The 15,301-nt window shown below is 67.9% G+C and carries 15 protein-coding genes and 1 riboswitch; of the genes, 9 read left to right on the plus strand and 6 right to left on the minus strand.

The window, feature by feature from the left end; translation table 11 throughout:
* Positions 1-108: 108 nt before the first annotated feature.
* Both AB6806_RS00090 and AB6806_RS00095 read left to right on the plus strand, forming a co-directional pair.
* Positions 109-1,305, plus strand: coding sequence for an MFS transporter (locus AB6806_RS00090; RefSeq protein WP_142020198.1), 1,197 nt, complete (start codon positions 109-111; stop codon positions 1,303-1,305).
* 44 nt (positions 1,306-1,349) lie between these two features.
* Positions 1,350-2,051 carry an HAD family hydrolase gene (locus tag AB6806_RS00095; protein WP_113253368.1) on the plus strand — a complete coding sequence of 234 codons (702 nt, stop codon included), beginning with the start codon at positions 1,350-1,352 and terminating at the stop codon, positions 2,049-2,051.
* Positions 2,052-2,068: 17 nt separating this feature from the next.
* On the opposite strand, the gene AB6806_RS00100 is transcribed toward AB6806_RS00095, so the two are convergent.
* Positions 2,069-2,563 (minus strand): GFA family protein, encoded by a 495-nt coding sequence (locus tag AB6806_RS00100; RefSeq protein ID WP_142020200.1) that lies wholly within the window; start codon positions 2,561-2,563, stop codon positions 2,069-2,071.
* 273 nt (positions 2,564-2,836) lie between these two features.
* Here AB6806_RS00100 and AB6806_RS00105 point away from each other — a divergent pair, with 273 nt between their 5' ends.
* The 4 genes from AB6806_RS00105 to AB6806_RS00120 all read left to right on the plus strand — a co-directional run bounded on the left by AB6806_RS00105 (position 2,837) and on the right by AB6806_RS00120 (position 5,342).
* Positions 2,837-3,046 (plus strand): cold-shock protein, encoded by a 210-nt coding sequence (locus tag AB6806_RS00105; RefSeq protein WP_038361128.1) that lies wholly within the window; start codon positions 2,837-2,839, stop codon positions 3,044-3,046.
* Between the two features lie 175 nt (positions 3,047-3,221).
* Positions 3,222-4,706, plus strand: coding sequence for a DEAD/DEAH box helicase (locus AB6806_RS00110; protein ID WP_038361130.1), 1,485 nt, complete (start codon positions 3,222-3,224; stop codon positions 4,704-4,706).
* Positions 4,707-4,797: 91 nt separating this feature from the next.
* Positions 4,798-5,067 (plus strand): translation initiation factor IF-1, encoded by a 270-nt coding sequence (gene infA / locus AB6806_RS00115; protein ID WP_038361133.1) that lies wholly within the window; start codon positions 4,798-4,800, stop codon positions 5,065-5,067.
* Positions 5,068-5,075: 8 nt separating this feature from the next.
* Positions 5,076-5,342 carry a hypothetical protein gene (locus tag AB6806_RS00120; protein ID WP_113253370.1) on the plus strand — a complete coding sequence of 89 codons (267 nt, stop codon included), beginning with the start codon at positions 5,076-5,078 and terminating at the stop codon, positions 5,340-5,342.
* Positions 5,343-5,635: 293 nt separating this feature from the next.
* Here the strand turns inward: AB6806_RS00120 and AB6806_RS00125 are convergent, their stop codons facing one another.
* Together AB6806_RS00125 and AB6806_RS00130 are read right to left on the minus strand one after the other, a co-directional pair.
* Positions 5,636-6,229: a hypothetical protein gene (locus AB6806_RS00125; RefSeq protein ID WP_113253371.1), complete on the minus strand. Its 594-nt coding sequence runs from the start codon at positions 6,227-6,229 to the stop codon at positions 5,636-5,638.
* Between the two features lie 178 nt (positions 6,230-6,407).
* Positions 6,408-7,643 (minus strand): cell wall hydrolase, encoded by a 1,236-nt coding sequence (locus AB6806_RS00130; protein ID WP_370953873.1) that lies wholly within the window; start codon positions 7,641-7,643, stop codon positions 6,408-6,410.
* 424 nt (positions 7,644-8,067) lie between these two features.
* On the opposite strand from AB6806_RS00130, the gene AB6806_RS00135 reads away from it, so the two are divergent.
* Together AB6806_RS00135 and acuI are read left to right on the plus strand one after the other, a co-directional pair.
* Positions 8,068-9,312 carry an MFS transporter gene (locus AB6806_RS00135; RefSeq protein ID WP_370953874.1) on the plus strand — a complete coding sequence of 415 codons (1,245 nt, stop codon included), beginning with the start codon at positions 8,068-8,070 and terminating at the stop codon, positions 9,310-9,312.
* Between the two features lie 97 nt (positions 9,313-9,409).
* On the plus strand, positions 9,410-10,396 hold the full coding sequence (gene acuI / locus AB6806_RS00140; RefSeq protein WP_370953875.1) for an acrylyl-CoA reductase (NADPH): 987 nt from the start codon (positions 9,410-9,412) through the stop codon (positions 10,394-10,396).
* Positions 10,397-10,399: 3 nt separating this feature from the next.
* Here the strand turns inward: acuI and AB6806_RS00145 are convergent, their stop codons facing one another.
* The 3 genes from AB6806_RS00145 to AB6806_RS00155 form a co-directional block, all read right to left on the minus strand.
* Positions 10,400-11,074: a DJ-1/PfpI family protein gene (locus AB6806_RS00145; RefSeq protein WP_370953876.1), complete on the minus strand. Its 675-nt coding sequence runs from the start codon at positions 11,072-11,074 to the stop codon at positions 10,400-10,402.
* A gap of 19 nt (positions 11,075-11,093) precedes the next feature.
* A riboswitch (ZMP/ZTP riboswitch) is annotated at positions 11,094-11,174 on the minus strand.
* Between the two features lie 39 nt (positions 11,175-11,213).
* Positions 11,214-12,119, minus strand: coding sequence for a LysR family transcriptional regulator (locus AB6806_RS00150; RefSeq protein ID WP_370953877.1), 906 nt, complete (start codon positions 12,117-12,119; stop codon positions 11,214-11,216).
* Positions 12,120-12,358: 239 nt separating this feature from the next.
* On the minus strand, positions 12,359-13,339 hold the full coding sequence (locus tag AB6806_RS00155) for an L-threonylcarbamoyladenylate synthase (RefSeq protein WP_370953878.1): 981 nt from the start codon (positions 13,337-13,339) through the stop codon (positions 12,359-12,361).
* Positions 13,340-13,514: 175 nt separating this feature from the next.
* On the opposite strand from AB6806_RS00155, the gene AB6806_RS00160 reads away from it, so the two are divergent.
* Complete coding sequence (locus AB6806_RS00160; protein WP_142020204.1) at positions 13,515-15,290, plus strand: acyl-CoA dehydrogenase; 1,776 nt, start codon at positions 13,515-13,517, stop codon at positions 15,288-15,290.
* Positions 15,291-15,301: the final 11 nt, after the last annotated feature.

Raw genomic sequence — 15,301 nt, forward strand, 5'->3', positions numbered from 1 at the left:
ATGGCGCCCCTGCACGGGCGCCATGCAATTTGCTGCGTCGCAGCATGATGGGCGGAGTGCCATAGTACGGTCCTCCGCCCGGTTGTCCGGGCCTGTCGGTCCATCACCATGAACGAGACGACTTCCGACGCTCCGACCATCGGGGCGGGGCTGACCATTGTCCTGGCCGCGGCCTGCGGCCTGATCGTCGCCAATCTCTATTATGCGCAGCCCCTGGCTGGACCCATCGGCGCAACGCTCGGCATGTCGGCGGAGCTGACTGGCCTGATCGTCACCCTGACGCAGATCGGGTATGGGTTGGGGCTGGTCTTCCTGGTCCCGCTCGGGGACCTCGTCGAGAACCGGTTGCTGATCGTCACCCTCGTCGCCCTGGCGGCCGTTTCGCTCGGCATGGCCGCCCTGGCCGCCAGCGCGGCCGTCTTCCTCGCCGCTTCGCTCTTGATCGGCATGACCTGCGTCGCCGCGCAGGTCCTCGTACCGCTTGCGGCCCATATGGCGCCCGAGCAGATTCGCGGCCGGGTCGTCGGCAATGTCGTGAGCGGCCTGCTGTTCGGCATCATGCTGGCGCGGCCGGTTGCGAGCCTCGTCGCGGACGCCGCTTCCTGGCATGCAGTCTTCGTCCTCTCGGCCGTGGCGATGTTGGCTCTGGCGGCCTTCCTGTGGTTTCGCCTGCCGCAGCGCCGACCCCATACGCGGCTGGGCTATGGCGAGCTGATCGCGTCCATGGGCGCGCTGGTGATGAGCACGCCGGTGCTGCGCCGCCGCGCCGGCTATCAGGCCTGCATGTTTGCCGCCTTCAGCCTGTTCTGGACGGTGACGCCGCTTTATCTCACCGGTCCGCAGTTCGGCCTGACCCAGCGCGGCGTCGCGCTGTTCGCATTGGCGGGCGTCGCGGGCACGATCGCCTCGCCGATCGCCGGGCGCCTCGCCGATGCGGGTTGGACGCGCCCGGCGACGGCCTTCGCCCTGATCCTCGCGGCAGGGTCCTTCGCCTTGACCTTCCTCGCCGAGCCGGGCTCGACGGTGGCCCTGGCCTTGCTGACCATCGCCGCGATCCTGCTCGATTATGGCGTGACGACGGGCCTGGTGCTCGGGCAGCGCGCCATCTTCGCGCTCGGGCAGGAACAGCGCAGCCGCCTGAACGGTCTTTTCATCGCGAGCTTCTTCATGGGCGGCGCGCTCGGCTCGGCGCTCGGGGGCTGGGCCTTCGCGCATGGTGGCTGGCCGCTCGCGGGCGCGCTCGGCGCGGCGATGCCGCTGCTGGCGCTGGCCTATTTCGCGACGGAGTTCCGGGCGCGGGATTGATGCGCCCCGCAGGTGGGGCATGATGCCTCGCGAAGGAGCATCCCATGGGCGATCTGACCACCATCGGCTTCGATGCCGACGACACGCTCTGGCAGAACGAGCAGTTCTTCCGCATGACGGAGGAGCGCTTCGTCGCTCTGCTCGGCGAGCATGGCGAGGCGGCCGAGATTTCCGGCCGTCTGCTCGAGGCCGAGAAGCGCAACCTTGGCTTCTACGGCTTCGGCATCAAGGGCTTCGTGCTCTCGATGGTCGAGACGGCGATCGAGATCACCAGGGGTCAGGTTCCGGCCGCCGTGATCGGCGAGATCCTCGCCGCCGGGCGCGAGATGGCGGCGCATCCGGTCGAGACGCTGCCGCATGTCCGGGAAACGCTCGAAGCGCTGTCGGGCGACTACCGGCTGGTGCTGATCACCAAGGGCGATCTCTTCGACCAGGAGCGCAAGCTCGCCCAGTCCGGCCTCGGCGATTTCTTTCACGCGGTCGAGATCGTCAGTGACAAGAAAGCCGCCACCTATGAACGCATCTTCGCGCGCCATGGCGACGGGGCAGGGCGGGCGATGATGGTCGGCAACTCGCTGAAGTCGGACATCCTGCCGGCGCTGGAGGCCGGCTCATGGGCGGTGCATGTTCCGCATGAGCTGACCTGGGTGCTGGAGCATGCCGAGGAGCCCGTCGGGCACGGGCGTTATCGCGCGATACCGCATCTCGGCCCTTTGCGGGGCCTCGTCACGCAGCTCGCGCGGTAGCCGTTCGCCATCGGCCTTCACTCGACCCAAAGGCCATGCCTGCGGTGCCACTCCTCGATCGATTCCTCCGGATAGCCTTCGAAGCTCAGGTCGTTCTCCGCGATATCCGGGTCGACCCAGCCGGCCTTGAAGCGCAGCATGATATGGGTCTTCTCGGGAGCGCGTGGCAGATGGCTGTCGATCGCCGAGGCGAAGGGATGCAGCAGATCCGGCCAGCGTGGATCGAACAGCCACAGCGCCGTCCCGCAGGACTTGCAGAAGTGGCGCCGCGCTTGCGATCGTTCGCAGGTGCCGTCGTCGTCGCGAATTTCGGCGCTGAAGCTGCCGACGCTGTCTTGGCCCTCGACCTTCAGCGTCGCGGCCTCGGCCGACAGGTTGATGGCGAAGCCGCCTCCGCCTGCCGTCTTGCGGCAAATCGAGCAGTAGCAGAGTTGATACGGGACGGGCGCATGGCTCTCGACCGAGTAGTGAACCGCCCCGCAGCGGCATGAGCCCTTCAGCGTGATCGGCATGACCTAGCCTCCCTTTGCCTGTCCAACACCGGCTTTCGCCGCGTGTTCCGCGATGCCCGCGGGCGCCTTGCTGGACCTGCCTTGCATTTCGTGCTATCGCCACCGATGTAAGACGAGATGCGGCCGGGTTCTGGCCACTCCTCCGCTTGGCGGCTTGTCCGGTGGCGGTTACGAATCAGATCCACCACACATCGCTACAAGGCCATGGCGAGGCGTCCGCGCGTCCGTCGTGTCATACCGATAGACGCGGATCTGAACGTAAGGACTAACACTATGAACAAGGGCACCGTGAAGTGGTTCAACGCCACCAAGGGCTACGGCTTCATCACCCCTGAGAACGGCGGCCAGGACGTTTTCGTCCACATCTCCGCCGTCGAGCGTGCCGGCCTGCGCGAGCTGCGCGAAGGCCAGGTCGTCTCCTTCGAGATGGTCGCCGATCGCAAGACGGGCAAGACCTCGGCCGGCAACCTCGTCGCCGAGTAATAACCGAATCGACCGGGTGGGCGTTCGCCCGCCCGGTCCACAATAAACCTGCCGGCGCTGTGGCTAGCGGTTCGCCGGTGGGACCGATTCTCTGATATCCAGGCCGGATACGGGCCGACGGCGCAGCCGAAACCACATGCGCCCCCCGTCATCACGGCGTCCAGAAAGCTTTTTCTTGACTAAATTCGCTGATCTCGGCCTCGCCGAGCCGCTTCTCAAGGCGCTCGCGGCCGAGAGCTATGAAACGCCCACGCCGATCCAGGCGCAGGCGATCCCCCACATTTTGAAGGGCCGCGACCTGCTCGGCGCCGCCCAGACCGGCACCGGAAAGACCGCTGCCTTCTCGCTTCCGATGCTGCACCGGCTGCTCGGCAAGCCGCGCCAGATGCCGCAGCGTGCGGTGCGCGTGCTGATCCTCTCGCCGACGCGTGAGCTTGCCGCCCAGATCGAAGCCTCGATCCGCACCTATGCGCAGTTCACCACGCTGCGTTCGACCGTGATCTTCGGCGGCGTTCCGGTCGGCAAGCAGATCCGCGCGCTCGGTGACAAGATCGACATCCTCGTCGCCACGCCCGGCCGTCTGCTCGACCTCGTCGACCAGCGCGCCGTCTCGCTGCGCGAGATCGAGTTCCTCGTCCTCGACGAGGCCGACCAGATGCTCGACCTCGGCTTCATCCATGCCCTGCGCCGCATCGCGACGCTGATCCCGAAGGAGCGCCAGACGCTGCTCTTCTCGGCGACCATGCCGAAGCCGATCCGCGACATCGCCTCCGCCTACCTCACCGACCCGGTCGAGGTCGCGGTGACGCCGGTCGCGACGACCGCCGAGAAGATCGACCAGCGCGTCATCTTCACCGAGCCCGGCGACAAGCCTGCGCTGCTGGCGAAGACGCTGTCCGTGCCGGAGATGGAGCGCGCCATCGTCTTCACCCGCACCAAGCATGGCGCCGACAAGGTTGTGCGCCAGCTCGAGCAGTCGGGTATCGAGGCGGCGGCGATCCACGGCAACAAGAGCCAGGGCCAGCGCGAGCGCGCCCTCGGCGCCTTCCGCAACGGTAGCTTGCGCATCCTCGTCGCCACCGACATCGCCGCACGCGGCATCGATGTCGACGGCGTCAGCCATGTCGTGAACTACGACCTGCCGAACGTGCCTGAGAGCTATGTCCACCGTATCGGCCGCACGGCACGCGCTGGCGCTTCCGGCGTTGCGATTGCCTTCTGTACACCGGAAGAGCGCGGCGATTTCGCGGCCATCGAGAAGCTGACCGGCGTCAAGCCGACGCCGATCGGCGAGGTGCCGTATTGGGACGGTCGCACGCCTAAGAAGCCGGCGCAGAATCGCGGCGGCCGCAGCCAGCAGCAGGCCCGCCCGCAAGGCCAGGGCAGGCCGCAGGGACAGGCCAAGCGGGCGGACGGCAAGCGCTCCGACCAGGGCGGTCATCGCAACCATGCCGGCGGCGCGCCGCGGCAGGAGCGCCAGGATCGTCCGGAGCAGCGGCAGGAGCATCGTCCGCGCACGGGCGAGCGGCAGCAGCGTCCTGAGCAGATGCAGCAACGAAAAGAAGCGACTTCCGCGAAAGAAGGGCTTGGCGGCGTCGCGTTCTTGCAGCAAAGAACACAGCAACCACGCACCGACGGCGCCCGGCGGCGCGCGCGCTGACGCGCGATCGGCCAGAACAGGGCGGGCTCATTCGTTATCCTAACGGGACGATGGCCCGCCTTTGCGCCACAGGGCTCACGAAGGACGACAGATGGCGAAAGAAGAACTGCTTGAATTCGATGGCACCGTGGTCGAGGTGCTTCCCGACGGCAACTACCGGGTCAAGCTCGACAACGACCATGTGATCCTGGCCTATGCGGCCGGCAAGATGAAGAAGAACCGCATCCGCACCATCGCGGGCGACCGCGTCATCGTCGAGATGTCGCCCTACGATCTCGATCGTGGCCGCATCAACTTCCGCCAGAAGACGGCTGGTCCCGGGCCGGGCGGCCCGCCGCGCCAGAATTTCCGCCGCCGCTGAGCGAAGCGATGCGCCTTTCGCGAAACGAGCTTCTCTTCGTCGCGCTGGGCGCCCTTCTCGGCGCCATTGTCGCCTATGCCGTGAAGGCCGGCCTCGTCGCGCGGGACGGGGCCCTCCCACCCTTCGCCATCGTGCTGCTCGGCCTCGGCTTCGTCGAACTGGTGTTCGGCTATGCTGCGGGCCGCTCGCCTGGCACGCTGGTCGGCATGCCCGCCCGCTTCCTCGCCTTCGTCGTCGGCGTCTGCGTCTTCCTGCTCGGCGACCGCTACGTCTGAGCGGCTGCGGCTCCGCACCATCCCATCATTGTCATTCCGGGCAAGCGAAGCGCAGACCCGGAATCCATCATCGGGCATTGTGCTTTGTGATGGATTCCGGATCGGCGCCGCTGGCGCGGCTTGTCCGGAATGACGTTGGATCGGGGGCGTAATCCACCCAAGAAAAAACCCCGGCCGAGGCCGGGGTTGAAGTGGTCGTTTCCGTGGATAAAGGGTCTGCGTGAAACTCTCTGATGCATCGGCCCGAAAACTGGAATCCGGTTTTCGGACAAGCAGATGCTGCGATACCGCGCTCAGTAACGGGCGCGGGACCAGTACTGCGAGCCGGGGCTGACCAGGACCTGGCGCTGCCGCGTCTCGTAGACGGCGGGGATCTCCTCCCGCACGACCTGAGTGGGACGCACCATCACCCTGCGCTGACGCTGCGTGTAGACGGCGGGAACCGTCTCGTATTCGACGGTCGCCGGAGAAACCTCGACGCGGCGGCTCTGGTAGCCGTATTGCGCGGGCACATCGACCCAGCAGCCGACGGTCCTGCCCCAGGCGTCGCGGGTCACTTCCCAGCGGCGCGTGGCGGGCGAGATCAGCACCTTCTCGGTGACGGTGTCGTAGACCGCGGCGCGGTGACGCGGAATCTGGCGGGCCGGCGCGATCATCACCGTGTCGGTGACGGTCTCGTATTCGGCCGGGACGACGTGGCGCTGCACCTGTGGCGGCTGGACCTGATAGGTTTCGTCGACGGTGCCGTAGACCGGCGGCGTGCTGACGAGGTTGTAGCAGGCGGAGCCGTGGCACCCGCCGGCCTGCGCCGCGCCTGCACCGAGGAGAAGAACGGTCGTGACTGCCGAGGTGGCGAGGAGCAACCGGGATGAGAGCGAGCGCGCCATGATGGACCTGACCTGTCGGTTCCGGCGTCTGAGCGCCGTTCGTTGGGATCAGGAAGCCAATTTGGCGTGATGAACGCAAGGTAAACGCTAAAACAAGGTAAAATTAACCACGTCGCGCGCGCTGGCGACCTTCCTCCCGCTGCTGTTCAGGTCGGTGGAATCGCTTGCTTTCCAGCGCTCAGGTCTGGCCGGGCCGGAGCTGGTAGAAGACGTGCTGGCCGATGGTGTCCATCTTCTTCAGCCGCTTCGCCCAGTAGGGGCTGACATAGCGCGCATGGTAATGCGTTGAGGCGCCGACCTCGGCGAGATAGGTCGTGCCCTCATAGACCTCGCGTGCGATCCGCACCGCATCGCGCCACGGCCCCGGCTCGGTGATGCGCAGCGACTTGCCTTCGCAGGTGAAGGTGAACTGGCAGGAGAGGTAGCGGTTGCTGTTCTGGTAGACGGTGCCGCAGACGCTGTTCGGATAGAGCCCGCTCTTCACCCGGTTGAGCACGACCTGCGCGACGGCGGCCTGACCCTCCGGCGATTCCGAACGGGCCTCGAAATAGACCGCCTCGGCCAGGCAGCGCTGCTCGCGCGCCATGTTCTCCGGCACGATCAGCCCGGCATAGCTCTGCCGCTCGCCCGGCATCGCGAGGCGCAGGTCTCGGGTCGCCGGCGCGGAGGCGAGCGCAATCCGCGCCTCCGGCTGCTGCGCGCCATGCGCGGGCAGGGCGGGGGGCGTCAGCTCCGCCATGGCGATCGCCGAGCGGGGCGTCGACGAGCTGCGCTGGCTGGGCGAGGGCACCGCAGGCGAGGAGCCGTCGATGCTTTCGAGATAGAGCTCGGCCTGGCGCGCCGAAGTGATCTTGGGCTTCAGCGAGACCGGCGAGGAATCGGACAGGGCCGGGTCGGTCAGGCCCTCGTCGATCGCGTAGGGCTCGAAACCGCTCGGTGGACCCTCGACCTCTCCTGCTGCGCGCATCGCATCGAGCGAGAAGCCGCCCGAGATCAGCCTGGGCTGGGTGTCGCCGAAGACGACGCGCTCGAGCTCGACGGAGGGGTGCTGGGATAGGCCGGGCCGCAGGCTCGGTAGCATGTCGCCCTTGGCCGTGCGGTCGACCTCCGGAAAGCTCGCTGCCATGCGCTTCATGTCCTCGCGCGGCTGGCGCGGATCGACGACGATGCGCCGCTCCGGATCCTCGAAGGAGAGGCTGGCCTGCACGATGGCCGAGGACAGGGCAAGTCCCGGCAGCCGGAAGGCGCTCTCCGCTACCAGCATCGAGGGGCCTTCCGCCAATGCGGAGGCGGGGCCGGGATCGATGCGTGGGATCGCGCTGGAGGGCAGGCCGGTCGGCCCGAAATTCTGTCCGGCCGAGGCGGTGAAGGAGACCAGCAATCCGACCGACAGGGCCCAGGGCGCAGCCGTCACCGCGGCCCATCTGAGCCCTGGCGCCCGCCCGCCTCGCTTCCGCCTGTGAAGACGCAAATGACTCAAAACGACGCACCCGTCCCGACGATACGGAACGAAAGACCGCCGGCCGGAGCCGCGTCTTCGTTGGAATCCGTTATCGCCTCGGTAAGGTTGAGCGGCAGTTAACGCCGGAGGGTGTTTTTGGCCGGGCTGGAGCGTTATTGCCGTGCGAGCACCCGGGGCTTGCCTTCGGCGCCCCCCGGTACAGGCTCCGCAAAGCCATTCGTGATGACGACTCCGGCGGTCCTTTGTGATCGAAAGCTGCTCCGGCGCGGCCGCCGGCCATATCGGTCCGTGATGCCTCGTTTCACGAAAACGCGCTGGTTGCCCCCGGGGCGAGCCGCTATCGTGTAGTCACACATTCGAGGCTTCGGGGACATTCATGAGCTCCACTCCGGCAAGCTCCAAACCGGCACGCAGCTACGCTCCGGAGGTCATCGTCGCGGCCGGCTGCCTGATCGCGCTGATCACTTTCGGGCCGCGCGCCAGTGCCGGCCTGTTCCAGATCCCGATGACGCTGCAGTTCCATTGGGGCCGCGACATCTTCGGCCTGGCCCTGGCGATCCAGAACCTGCTCTGGGGTCTCGGCGCTCCCTTCGCGGGCGCCATCGCCGACCGCTACGGCACGGTGCGCGTGCTCTGCGTCGGCGCGGTGCTCTATGCCGCCGGCCTCGTCGTCATGGCCCATGCGACGACGCCGCTGCAGCTCCATCTCGGCGCCGGCGTGCTGATCGGCTTCGGCCTTTCGGCCTGCTCCTTCAACCTCGTCCTCGCCGCCTTCGGCAAGCTCCTGCCGGAGCAGTGGCGGCCGATGGCCTTTGGCGCCGGCACGGCCGCCGGCTCCTTCGGCCAGTTCCTGTTCCCTCCGATCGGCAACATTCTCATCGACACGCTGGGCTGGCAGCAGGCGCTGATGGTCTTCGCCGTGACCCTGCTGCCGGTGCTGCCGATCTCGATCATCCTGGCGACGCGCAAGCTCGGCGGCTCCGGCAGCACCACCGCCAACCTGCCGAATCAGACGGTGGTCCAGGCGCTGACCGAGGCGTTCAGACACCGCAGCTACGTCCTGCTCGTGCTCGGCTTCTTCACCTGCGGCTTCCAGCTCGCCTTCATCACCGTCCACATGCCCGCCTATCTCCGGGATACCGGCCTGCCGGCCTGGGTCGGCGGCTGGACGCTCGCCGTCATCGGCCTCGCCAATGCCGTTGGCTCGCTCTCCTCCGGCTGGCTCTCGACACGGATGCCGAAGCGCCATCTCCTCGCCTGGATCTATCTGGGCCGGGCGGTGGCGATCGCCGCCTTCATCCTGATCCCGCCGAGCCCGCTGACGGCGCTGACCTTCGGCGTCGTCATCGGCCTGTTCTGGCTCTCGACCGTGCCGCCGACCTCCTCGCTGGTCATGCTGATGTTCGGCACGAAATACATGGCGATGCTCTACGGCTTCGCCTTCTTCTCGCATCAGGTCGGCGGGTTTCTCGGGGTCTGGCTCGGCGGCGTGCTTTATGAAACGATGGGCAACTACCAGTTCGTCTGGTGGCTCTCGGTCGCGCTCGGCGTCGCCTCGGCGCTGATCAACCTGCCGATCGTCGAACAACCGGTCGAGCGACCGCAGGCGCAGCCCGCCTGATCCGGAAGACGATCCCGCGCACGGCCGACGGGGTTGCGATGGCGGACCGCCGCTGCAACCTTGTCGGCTTTCGCATGTCAGCGTTCGGGAGATGGGGATGACGACGTTCAAGGCCCTGGTGGCGACCAAGGGGGAAACCGCGCCCAACCTCGCCTTCACGGATTTAGCCGAAAGCGATCTGATGGAGGGCGACGTCACCGTCCGCGTCACGCATTCGACCGTGAACTACAAGGACGGCCTCGCCATCACCGGCAAGGCACCGGTGGTGCGCCGCTGGCCGATGATCCCGGGGATCGATTTCGCCGGCCGCGTCGAGGCCTCCGATCATCCCGGCTTCAAGCCCGGCGATCTCGTCGTCCTGAACGGCTGGGGCACCGGCGAGACCCATCTCGGCGCCTACGCACAGAAGAGCCGTGTGAAGGGCGACTGGCTGGTGCCGCTGCCGGCGGGGCTGACCCCGGCCGAGGCCATGGCCATCGGCACCGCCGGCTACACCGCGATGCTTTGCGTGCTGGCGCTGGAGAAGCATGGGCTCAAACCCGCGGACGGTCCCGTCGTCGTCACCGGCGCCGCGGGCGGCGTCGGTTCGGTCGCGATCGCGCTGCTCGCCAAGGCCGGCTGGCACGTCATCGCCTCGACCGGCCGCGCCGAGGAGGCCGATTATCTCAAGGGCCTCGGTGCCGCCGAGATCATCGACCGCAACGAGCTCTCCCAGCCCGGTCGCCCGCTCGGCAAGGAACGCTGGGCGGCGGGCGTCGATGCGGTCGGCTCGCATACGCTGGCGAACCTGCTCGCCATGACGAAATATGGCGGCGCGGTTGCCGCCTGCGGCCTTGCGCAGGGCATGGATCTGCCGATGACGGTCGCGCCTTTCATCCTGCGCGGCGTCGCGCTGTTGGGCGTCGATTCGGTGATGTGCCCGAAGCCGCGTCGCCTCGAGGCCTGGCAGCGCCTCGCGACCGATCTCGACCGCGAAAAACTCGCCGTCATGACGACGACGATCCCGCTCGACGCCGTCATCGAGACCGGCAAGGCGATCGTCGAGGGCAAGGTCAAGGGGCGCGTCGTCGTGGAGATCGGCTGAGGTTCAGCCGAGCTTCGCTCCGGCGCGGCGTGCCAGGGCTTCGCGCGCTTCCTGGAACGCGGCCGTGTCGGCACGGACGGCCGCGATCAGATCGGCTGGCGCCGAGGCGGGCGAGCCGCCGCTGAAGGGAGGCTGCGGGTCGTACTCCATCTGCAACTGCACTTTCCGCGCGCGCTCCTCGCCGAAGAGGTGAGCGGCGAGGGACAATGCGAAGTCGATTCCCGAGGTGACGCCCGCGCCGGTGATGCGGTTGCGGTCGTGGACGACCCGTTCGGCGACGGGCTCGGCTCCGAGCAGGCTCAACTGCGACAGGGAAAGCCAATGGCTCGTCGCGCGATACCCCTTGAGAAGCCCCGCCGCGCCGAGCACCAGCGAGCCGGTACAGACGGAGGTGATGTAGCGCGCGCTGCCGGCCTGCTCCTGCAGAAAGGAGAGCACCTCCTCGTCCTCCATCAGCGCGCTTTGGCCTGGCCCTCCGGGAACGAAGAGGATATCGGCCTGCGGACAGTTCCGGAAATCGCAGCTTGGCAGGATCGTCAGCCCGCTGGCGTCCCGGACTGGCTCCGTCGTCTTCCAGACCAGGTCGATCTTGCACTCGCGGAAGCGGGACAGGACTTCGAAAGGTCCGGTCAGGTCGAGCTGCGTCAGGCGCGGGTAGAGAAGCATCACAATCTGCATGGGCTCGGCTCCGTCGGGAAGGTGAGGCCCAGGCGCGCGGCTCATGCGTTCGCGTTTCCCGATGGTGATCCATCTCGTAGCGCCAGTCGCGCGAACGCTGCGAATGTAGAGCGCCACACCCGAGCGGGCAACGCAGTCTTTACTCCGCCCCCTCGATCAGCATCCGATGCCGCATGAGCTCATTGCTGCAGTAATCCATGAAGGCGCGCACGCGCGGGACGTGGCGGATGTCGGGATGGGTCAGCACCCACAGGCCCGTCGCGAAATCGGGATTGGGCGGCAGCAGGCGCGTGAGCCCCGGCCGCCGGTCCGCGATGAAGCAGGGCAGGGGGCCGATGCCGAGCCCCTGCTCGACGGCCTCGGTGATGCCGAGCACGGCCGAGCTCTTCAGCGCGATCCGCTCCGGCGCGACATGCTCGCGCACGAAGCGCGCCGCCTTCACATGCGAGAGCTGGTCACCGAGCGCCACCCAGTCGCGCTGGTAGAGCCGGGCCGGGTCGGCCTTCTCCTGCGCCGTGATGCCGTCCTCGCTGCGGCCATAGATCGCCCAGGCGAGGGTGGCGATGCGCCGGCCGACCAGCGTCTCGCCCGGCGTGTCGCTGGCGCGGATAGCGACGTCGGCGTCGCGCTTGGACAGGTTGAGAGCCTGGTTGCCGATGACGACATCGAGCCGGATCGCCGGATGCGCCCGCCGGAAACCGGCGAAGATCGGCAGCAGCAGGTTGAGATGCAGCGTATCGGTGGTGGTGATCCTGATCTCGCCGGAGGGCGCCACGTCGCGGCCGGCGAGCCGCCGGGAAAAGGCCGTCACGTCCTCTTCCATCCGCCCGGCCAGCGCCGCCATCTCCGCGCCGGCGACGGTGGCGACATAGCCGGTCTTGCGCCGCTCGAAGAGCGGCATGCCGACCATCTCCTCGATCTGGCCGAGGCGGCGGAACACGGTGGAATGGTTGACCGCGAGCGCTCCCGCCGCACCCGTCAGCCCGCCATGGTCGGTGATGGCCTTGACCAGGCGGAAATCGTCCCAGGCGAGCTTGGAAGACATCGGTGATCTTTTCCTCCCCGCCGGCACGCAAGCCGAAATCTTGCATGGATGCAAGGTGATGCCGTCCAAATCCGAACGAATGGCGACGTGCGAAACGGTCGAGCCCTCATCCTGAGGAGCCGTTCCGTAGGAACGGCGTCTCGAAGGATGCTTCACCGGGGCAGAATCCGCTGGAACATCCTTCGAGACGCCGCTGACGCGGCTCGTCAGGATGAGGGCTCTGAATTGCAGATGCGTTCTCAGCGCGGCGCGGCCGCTCGCCGCAGCCTGTCGTTGATCGCCTCGCCCAGGCCTTGCTCGGGGATGCGGGCGACGGCGATCGTCTTCCGGCCGGTCTCGTCGAGCCGGCGCAGATAACCGAACAGGTGGCTCGCCGCCTCGCGCAGATCGCCGGTCGGGCTCAGATTGACCGCATGCGGATGGCTGTGCGTCTCCGGGCCGAAGCCGAGCCAGGCCTCGCCCTCTCGCGGCGCATCGGCATCGAGCCGGACCCGTGCGGCCGGCGCGTAATGTGAGGTGAGCATGCCCGGCGCGATCGGCGCCTGCCCGGCCTCGCCCGCCTGTACCAGCGGGCGGCCGATCACGCCTTCAAGCGCGGCGCGGGGAATTCCACCAGGCCTGAGCAGGCGCGGCGCCCCGTCAAGGCAGGCGACGATGGTCGATTCGACTCCGACCTCGGTCGGGCCGGCATCGAGCACGGCGTCGATCCGCCCGTCGAGATCGGCCAGTACATGGGCGGCGCTGGTCGCGCTGATCCGGCCGGAACGGTTGGCCGAAGGCGCCGCGATCGGCCGCCCTGCGGCTTCGAGCACGGCATGTGCGACGGGGTGGGCCGGCACGCGCAGCGCCACGGTGGCAAGCCCGGCCCGCGCCAGATCGCTGACCGTGCAGCCCGGCGACGCCGGCACCACCAGCGTCAGCGGCCCCGGCCAGAAGGCTTGCGCCAGCGCCAGCGCATTCGCGTCGAACAGGCCCTGCCGCCGCGCGCCGGCAAGATCGGGCAGATGCGAGATCAGCGGGTTGAAGCTCGGCCGCTCCTTGGCCGCGTAGATACCCGCGACGGCCGTGCCTGCGGTCGCGTCGGCCGCCAGCCCGTAGACCGTCTCCGTCGGCAGCGCGACGAGGCCGCCTGCGCGCAGGATCGCAGCCGCCTCGGCGATGCCGGCGGCATCGGCCGCGAGACGCTTCGTCGTACGGGAGAGGGAAGGAGATTGATCCACGAGGCGATTGACCGAAGATGGTTTATATATAAACTAATTACCGGGCGCGGCACGGAACGAAGGTCGCGCTCGTCTGCGCGTGGCATAGGCGATAGTTCCTCGCTACCATCGCGGCAACGGCAAATTCAGGCCCGGCTGCCCCAGCGGGCGGAAACGCGGCCGAAGGGAGACGATCATGACTTATCGCGCCCCGGTTTCGGACATGCTGGCGACCATGCGCCATGTTGCCGGCCTCGACCGGCTGATTGCGGACGGGCTGGCGCCGGAGCTCGAAGGCGGCGTCGCGGAAGCCGTGCTCGACGAGGCCGCCAAATTCGCAACCGACGTCATCGCGCCGCTGAACCGGGTCGGCGATCTCAATGGCTCGAAGCTGAAGGACGGCGCCGTCACCACGCCGCCGGGCTGGAAGGAGGCCTACAAGGCCTGGGCCGAGGCCGGCTGGAATTCGCTGCCGGCGCCGGAAGCCTATGGCGGGCAGGGCCTGCCGACGCTGCTGCAATCGGCCTGCATTGAGATGTGGAACTCGGCCGCCTTCGCCTTCGCGCTCGGCCCGCTGCTGACCGTCGGCGCGATCGAGGCGCTCTACGCCCATGGCTCCGACCATCTCAAGGAGACCTATCTCGCCAAGCTCGTCGCGGGCGAGTGGATGGGCACGATGAACTTGACCGAGCCGCAGGCGGGCTCCGACCTCAATGCGCTGCGCAGCAAGGCCGAGCGCCAGCCGGACGGCACCTATCGCATCACCGGCCAGAAGATCTTCATCACCTATGGCGAGCACGACCTGACGGAGAACATCGTCCATCTCGTGCTGGCGCGCCTGCCCGATGCCCCTCCCGGCACGCGTGGCATATCGCTCTTCCTCGTGCCGAAATATCTGGTCAATGCCGATGGCTCTCTCGGCGCGCATAACGACCTGCGCTGCTCCGGCATCGAGCACAAGCTCGGCATCCATGCCTCACCCACCTGCTCCATGGCCTTCGGCGACAAGGGCGGCGCGATCGGCTGGCTGATCGGTGAGGAGAATCGCGGCCTCGCCTGCATGTTCACGATGATGAACAACGCCCGCCTCAACGTCGCCTTGCAGGGCGTCGCCATCGCCGAGCGCGCCTATCAGCAGGCGCTCGCCTTCGCCCATGAGCGCAAGCAGGGCGCGGCGCTCGATGCGCCGAAGGGCGCCCCGATGAGCCCGATCATCGTCCACCCGGACGTCCGGCGCATGCTGATGGACATGCGCGCCAAGACGCAAGGAGCGCGCGCCATCTCCTATCAGGTTGCGGAAGCGCTCGACCGTTCGCATCGCGAGACCGACGAGGGCAAGCGCAAGGCCGCGGCCGAGCGCGCCGCCATCCTCACCCCCATCGCCAAGGCCTATGCCACCGATATCGGCATCGACGTCGCCTCGACCGGCGTGCAGGTCCATGGCGGCATGGGCTTCGTCGAGGAGACCGGCGCGGCCCAACATCTGCGCGATGCGCGCATCGCCGCGATCTATGAGGGCACCAACGGCATCCAGGCCATCGACCTCGTCACCCGTAAATTGCCGCTGTCCGGCGGCGAGGCGGTCAAGGCGCTGATCGCCGAGATGCGCGGCATCGTCGGAGAGGTCGAGCGCGCCAACAATCCGGGCTTCGGCCATGCCGCTGCCCGCCTCGGCGCCGCCGTCGATGCGCTCGAACGTGCGACGCAGTGGATGCTGGCGACGCTCGGCACGAACCAGGCCGACGCACTTGCGGGCGCCACGCCCTATCTCAAGCTCTTCGCGCTGGCGCAGGGCGGCACGGGGCTGGCCAAGAAGGCACTCGCCACCCGCTCGGAAGCCGAAGGCACCGGCGACCTCGCCACCGCCCGGTTCTATGCCGAATACATCGCGACGGAGGCCCCGGCGCTGGAACTCACCGTGACGGAGGGCGCCGGCGCCATCGCCGACGCGGCCGCGGTCTTCGCGGCGTGACGGCGGCCGCG

This window comes from Allobosea sp. RCC_152_1, assembly GCF_041360765.1.
GTDB lineage: Bacteria > Pseudomonadota > Alphaproteobacteria > Rhizobiales > Beijerinckiaceae > Allobosea > Allobosea spartocytisi.